We start from the raw sequence: 6,469 nt of genomic DNA on the forward strand, positions 1-6,469 counted from the left end.
AATACTAGACAGAGAGTAATTATGGAAACAAACGCAAGGCATTCGAAACTCTATCTTTCGTTGATTTCCTTTATCATCGGAATTGTAGCTTCTTCCTTTTACGCTTATGACTTTTTAGTTCGCGTAATGCCAATGGCGATGGCGCACGATTTACTAAGATCATTTAAAATTCAAGCGAGTGAATTAAGTATTTTATTTAGTGGTTTTTTTTATGGTTATGCTGTGATGCAAATTCCTGTGGGCATGATGTGCGACAAATTCGGCGCCCGACGCTTGCTTTCTTTTGGTCTTTTTATCTGCGCCGTGGCAACTGCCGTCTTTGGATTTACAACGTATTTTCCTATTGCGATCGTTACAAGAATCATTATGGGTCTCACTGCTTCTGTGGCTTATCTAGGCGCGCTATGGTAGCGCTTATTGGTTAGGTTCCCAACGTTTTGCTCTCTACGCAAGTCTCGTTCAAGTTTTGGGGTGTGCAGGAGCTATTATTGGGTCGGCTCCTGTCGCTCATTTAACGGCAACTTATGGATGGCAAAATACTTCTTATTTGATCGCTTCACTAGGCTTCCTCCTGACAATTCTAAATTGGTTTGTTATCCGCGATAAACTTAAAGAGCCCGAATTGATTCAAGATGCGAAATTTATCCCTAAAGAAAATAAATTCTATCTACGCGATGTCTTCAAGCGCTCTCAATCATGGTGGATTGCTTTCTTTGGTTTTGCTATCTGGGGTCCAGTAGCGCTATTTGCTACGTCATGGGGTGCTTTATTTCTCACCAGCTCGCATCATTTTTCTAATGTCCGTGCTACCGGTCTACTCTCCCTGATTTGGACTGGCATTGCATCGGTGTCCTATTTTTGGTTGGTGGACCAATTTTATCAAGCGCCGCCGTCTGCCAATCATTACGGCCGCATCTCTCGGTTTTATTAGCGCTTGTTTAATTTTATACGTCCCCACATTGCCTGAAATAGCACTGAGCGTTTGTCTTTTGTTATTTGGTGCGGCTTCTTCCAGCCAGGCGATCGCATTTGGTTTAGTAATTGATAATAATCGACCACAAGCTGTAGGAACAGCCTCAGGTTTCACCAATATGGGAATCATTTTTGCTGGCGTGATGTTACAGCCTTTGTAGGATTATTACTGGATAAATTATGGGATGGGCAGATGATAAATGCGGTGCCTGTCTATAGCATCCAGGCTTATCAAATTGCTCTAACAATAATTCCTATTTTATTTTTATTAGCTTTTATAATCGGTGGTTTTGTAATTAAAGAAACGTATTGTACAAAACAATATCAGGATTAATCTTTAACCTGAAGGAGTGGAAGTCTTGTGTTTTCCTCCACTAGGTGATAATTGGGGCGTAGTTTTTGTAGATTTAAGAAGATTCCAAAAATCCGACTGGTAAGAAGAGGATTAGAGCGATGTTGATCTGTTAAACTGGTAGATTTGTTAGTACAAATAGATTTCTTTCCGAGTCTTTTCATATTCTTCAGAAAGCACATTTAAATGGAGTCTTATATTTAAAAAAAAACTTACTTGCCAGGAATTCTAATTCATCAACTGGAAGTACAGGCCCGCGCAAAAAAATTCTCTATCTCGTGGTTGCTTTTCAAAAAATTGATCGACCAGAGAGAGTAATAATAAATAATCGATGGACGGTTAAAGAATGAATATAAATAGAATCTTTTTGAGACGTATTTTAATTAACCGACGAATATAAATTAAAGAATAAATAACTTAGGAATCCGTAAGCTCAAGCCATCGAACGAGTTAGTTTAGATACTCGCGCAAGGACATAAGTTCTCGCTCAACAGGCAGCAAAGTGACCAATGAACGCAACGACTACCACCCCTTAAATAAAAGGCTAAGGACGCCTATCTTTCTCACAATGGAAAAGAAGAAAGTCAGTAAAACTGTCTACTTGTTCGTTTGTAAAACAGGCACTTCCTGGAAAATAAGAAAAATAAGACTCCAATTTATGGGCGATATCTTAATACTCATGTGGAGTAATCGAAAAATTAAAATTAATAATGTTTAAAAATTTTTTTCGAATTTATTTAAATGAAAAGTTTTAACATTAACGAGACGGGCAAAAGCAGCATTAGTTAGAATGATATCTTCCAGAAATTTTTGAGAAAACATAACAGCTATTTTGAAAATAAGCCAAAAAATTTCTACGATAGAATTGAAAACTTGCTGCTTCTTAAGACAATTTTTCTACTCTCCTTTTAACTCTTTTTTTCTTTATCGAAGATATCGGTTAATATAGATAGAAACAAGAATGAGATAAGAATATGTGATTTCAAGAGAAGTAGAAGTTAATTGGGTTAAATAAATTTTGATGGAATCAATACATTCATTTTTAAAGAATATGAGCCGAGATGAATTCTCTTGAAGCTGACTTTTTTGGCATAGGAATTTGAAATATTTCCCAAATAATTTGATTTCTCTTGGGTGTAACCGCATGGGCACTAAACTACTACTCTTCCGCCTGATAAGAGCTCCCGGAAGGATTAATTGAATCGGCTTGGAAACAGCTCATGACTTTATTAGTAGGCAAAAAGCTTTTTTTATCAAAAGAAACTGTATTTGTAGGGATTTCTGCTAGTTCTCTTTGCGCCAGGAAGTGCCTTCAAGCGAATCTTCAATCATAATACCAAGATTAACCAACTGGTCACGAATATCATCAGCAGCTTTCCAATCCTTGTTTCGACGCGCCTCGTTACGGGTCGCAATAAGTATCTCAATTTTTTCAATTTCAGATGGGGTCTTAGTGCCTTGCAAAAATTGCTCAGGAGAATGATTCAACAAACCAAAGATGTTGCCTAAATATTTTAATTCGGTTACCAATTTTCTAGCTTTTTCTATTTGTTCAGCATCCCGAAGCCGATTAATTTCTCGAATCATTTCAAATAAAATAGCAAAAGCAATTGGTGTATTAAAATCATCATCCATAGTTTCGCAAAACCGTTCAGTATATTCAGAAGTTTCTGTATCCTCCGTAATGGGTAAGCCTCGCATTGCCAAATAAAATCGCTCTAAAGCCGTATGACTATTACCTAAATTTTCTTTAGAATAACTTAAGGGACTTCGGTAATGGCCTGACAATAGGAAGTACCGCAATACTTCTGGATCGTTCGTTTCTAGCACTTCTCGAATTGAAATAATATTCTCTAGAGATTTTGACATTTTTTCTTTGTTAATTTCCAAAAGTCCCGTGTGCATCCACAAATTTACAAACTTCTTCTCTTCAGCCGCTTCCGATTGCGCGATTTCATTTTCATGATGAGGAAATTTAAGATCTAATCCTCCCCCATGAATATCAAAAGGTTGCCCTAAAAGGCTACTCGACATTGCAGAACATTCGATGTGCCAGCCGGGTCGACCTTCTCCCCAGGGCGATTTCCATTGGGTCTCTCCAAGCTTAGCTCGTTTCCACAGAACAAAATCTAATGGATTGCGCTTACTCTCGCTGATTTCTACTCGCACTCCAGGGTGGAGTTCATCAAGATTGCGGTGCGATAATTTACCGTATTCGCTAAAGCTGCGAACATCAAAGTAAACATCTCCATTTTCTCCAATATAGGCGTGTTGTTTATTAATTAATTTTTCTATAAGTTTGATAATTTCTGGAATATATAGTGTCGCTCGGGGTTCAATATCAGGCGCTAAAATGTCTAAGGACTTTTCATCTTCATGCAAAATTTGGATAAACCGTTCTGCTAAAGTTTCTGGCTTTTCTTTATTTTCTTGGGCTCGTTTAATTATTTTATCATCAACATCAGTGATATTGCGAATGAAAGTAACTTCGTAACCACGCATGCGTAAATAGCGAACGACCATGTCGAAAGTAATTAATGAGCGAGCATGACCTATATGGCTATAGTCGTAAACAGTAATTCCGCATACATAAAGCTTTATTTTCCCTGCTTCAATCAGCTTAAGCGGTTCTTTTTTTTGGTGAGACTATTAAAATTTTCACTGTCAACCTCATGTAATCGCTTATATATAATTTTGTCATCCATCAATAAAATTAAATTAGCAAGTTCAGGACCCTGTTCTACCCCTGTTAAAGCGATACGCAAAGGACGGTATAACGCTTTTCCTTTGAGAGCTAAACGTTCTTTTATATAATCTATAATAGATTTCAAATCTTTATCAAATTTTTTAAATCCTTCTAAAGCCACTTTGAAATAATTACTTTCTGTTTGGTGTCGTAATTCTTTTGGAGTAAATGGTAGGGAGAAATTATCTTCAAAACAAACATCCACCCAATAATAGATATCCTGAGGAAACATTATATTAGGCTTTACCGTTTCTAAGAATAAATTGAGTTTATCATAAGGAATTTTTGATTTTAATTCTTCGCCCGTCCATTGCCAAAAGCGATCCCCTGCCAAACCTTCTATGGCTTTTTTTTGCCAATAATCTAATTGTTGAGCATTAAACTTAGCAGGCGATTTACTAAGCGATTTAATATTAAATCCTTTAGCTAAATCGATTAAAGATAAGAGTTTATCATTTTCATAATAATGGCACAAACGCGCTAAATAATTCGTTATTGCTTCCGCTAAATAACCAATTTCACGCAATTCTTTAATACCGCGACTGCCGTGGCGTTTAGATAAAGGGCTGCCGTCAGGCCGTGTTATTAAAGCAATATGGCCGTAAGTGGGAATAGCTAATCCTAAAGCCTGCAAAATTAACAATTGTCTGGGTGTATTTGTTAAATGATCTTCACCGCGCAAGACGTGAGTGACTTCCATTAAGGCATCATCGATGGCGTTACAAAACATGAAAGACGAAGTACCATTGGCTCGGCGAATAATGAAATCTCCGATGTCGCTAGTTTGAAAGCGCTGTTCGCCTCGTACGAGTCAGTAAAACTAATAACTTCATCATCGGGTACCCGGAAGCGCAAAGTAGGCTTCAATCCTTCAGTCAATTTTTTTCTATTTCTTCTGAAGACAAAGAACGGCATGTTCCAGCATAACGAGGTGGTTTGCCGGCCGATCTTTGGATTTTACGGGAGAGCTTCAATTTTTTTCACTACAAAAACAGGGATAAACATACCATGCTTCTTCTAGACGTTTATAATAATCGTCATAAATAGCTTGCCGTTTAGACTGATGGTACGGACCCTTCCCTTTATCTTTGTCTGGGCCTTCTTGCCATTCCAACCCCATCCACAACAAGTCTTCTTGAAGGCTTTGTTCAAACAGCTTCTTTGAGCGCTCAACATCGCTGTCTTCAATCCGGAGCAAAAACACTCCTTCTTTATTTTCTGCAAATAAAAAATTAAAGAGCGCTGTACGAGCATTCCCGAGGTGCATAAGCCGGTAGGGCTAGGACAAAAACGGCTTTTAATCATTAGACTCTTCCTCAAAAACACACTAGTATGACAATTTTTAATTGGCTTTCCAATGTTGGCGCGAGGCAAACAGGCTTACACGAAAATTTCGTTCACAATGTTGCTTTCTACCCAATCCGAATAAGATTTTTAATTGGTAGATCCTATGATAAGCTGCGATTATTAAGAACAGGCTGCAAGGCCTTGGGTGAAATAGTAATCACTGAAAAATACGACCATGAAATCATACACTTTATTTATTTCTGATCTTCATTTAAAAGAAGCAGCTTCCGATGTCGCGGCACTTTTTCTTCAATTCATGGAAAAACAAGCACCAAAGGCTGATGCACTTTATATTCTTGGTGATTTCTTTGAAGCTTGGATAGGAGATGATGACGAAACTGATTTTAACCAGAAAATTATTTTGACACTTCGTTCTCTTGTTAAAAATGGAACACCAATTTATTTCATACGGGGAAATCGCGATTTTTGATAGGAGAAAAATTTGCGAAAAATGCAGGAGTGATTGTCCTAGAGGACCCTGCAGTTATTTTCTTATACGGTAAACCCATTTTACTAATGCACGGCGATAGTCTTTGCACTTTAGATCACAAACACCAAGCTTACCGACGAAAAATCACTAATCGATGGATACAAAAATTAATGCTATCACTTCCTTTAACACTTCGTCGAAAACTAGCCGAAAAATTACGTGAAAAAAGTCGCAATCGTAATCGCTATTTATCTAATGAAGTTACCGACGTGACATTAGAGGAAGTCCTGCGTGTTATGCATCAAAAGAAGGTGGAATTACTAATTCACGGACACACTCATCGCCCAGCTATCCATGATTTCTTAATAAATAAAAAACCGGCCAAACGCGTTGTACTAAGGGCCTGGCATGAAAATGGAAGCGCTCTTCGTTATTTTTCCGACGGTGTATTGGAACTATCTTCTTTTAAATTAAATTTAAAATAAGGATTACAATTGATCGGCTGCTTAACGACACTAATCCACTTAAGTTCCATAATTAACAAATTCGCTATCTTGCAGCAATGATCAATGTCTTCATTTCTTTAACAGCCTCAGCTAAACCAATCAAAACAGCGCGCGAA

At 37.6% G+C, this 6,469-nt stretch carries 5 protein-coding genes and 3 pseudogenes; 5 read left to right on the plus strand and 3 right to left on the minus strand.

Going from position 1 to position 6,469, the window contains the following annotated elements:
- Nucleotides 1–21: 21 nt before the first annotated feature.
- The 4 genes from B1F79_RS01645 to B1F79_RS01660 are packed head-to-tail and all read left to right on the plus strand — an operon-like array spanning nt 22 to nt 1,306.
- Nucleotides 22–411 (plus strand): MFS transporter, encoded by a 390-nt coding sequence (locus B1F79_RS01645; RefSeq protein ID WP_251365735.1) that lies wholly within the window; start codon nt 22–24, stop codon nt 409–411.
- Nucleotides 412–466: 55 nt separating this feature from the next.
- Nucleotides 467–931, plus strand: a complete 465-nt coding sequence (locus B1F79_RS01650) for an MFS transporter (RefSeq protein ID WP_251365736.1) — start codon at nt 467–469, stop codon at nt 929–931.
- Nucleotides 932–959: 28 nt separating this feature from the next.
- Nucleotides 960–1,133 carry a hypothetical protein gene (locus B1F79_RS01655; RefSeq protein ID WP_251365737.1) on the plus strand — a complete coding sequence of 58 codons (174 nt, stop codon included), beginning with the start codon at nt 960–962 and terminating at the stop codon, nt 1,131–1,133.
- Nucleotides 1,134–1,165: 32 nt separating this feature from the next.
- On the plus strand, nt 1,166–1,306 hold the full coding sequence (locus B1F79_RS01660) for a hypothetical protein (protein WP_251365738.1): 141 nt from the start codon (nt 1,166–1,168) through the stop codon (nt 1,304–1,306).
- Between the two features lie 1,302 nt (nt 1,307–2,608).
- On the opposite strand, the pseudogene cysS reads toward B1F79_RS01660, so the two are convergent.
- The 3 genes and pseudogenes from cysS to B1F79_RS01675 all read right to left on the minus strand — a co-directional run bounded on the left by cysS (nt 2,609) and on the right by B1F79_RS01675 (nt 5,337).
- Nucleotides 2,609–4,029, minus strand: a pseudogene (cysS, locus tag B1F79_RS01665) (cysteine--tRNA ligase).
- 24 nt (nt 4,030–4,053) lie between these two features.
- A pseudogene (locus B1F79_RS01670) lies at nt 4,054–4,845 on the minus strand (glutamate--tRNA ligase); the annotation flags it as partial.
- Nucleotides 4,846–5,040: 195 nt separating this feature from the next.
- Nucleotides 5,041–5,337 (minus strand): glutamate--tRNA ligase family protein, encoded by a 297-nt coding sequence (locus B1F79_RS01675; RefSeq protein ID WP_251365739.1) that lies wholly within the window; start codon nt 5,335–5,337, stop codon nt 5,041–5,043.
- 255 nt (nt 5,338–5,592) lie between these two features.
- Between B1F79_RS01675 and B1F79_RS01680 the strand changes: the two are divergent.
- Nucleotides 5,593–6,332, plus strand: a pseudogene (locus B1F79_RS01680) (UDP-2,3-diacylglucosamine diphosphatase).
- Nucleotides 6,333–6,469 lie beyond the last annotated feature (137 nt).

It is taken from the genome of Coxiella-like endosymbiont of Rhipicephalus sanguineus (assembly GCF_018687865.1).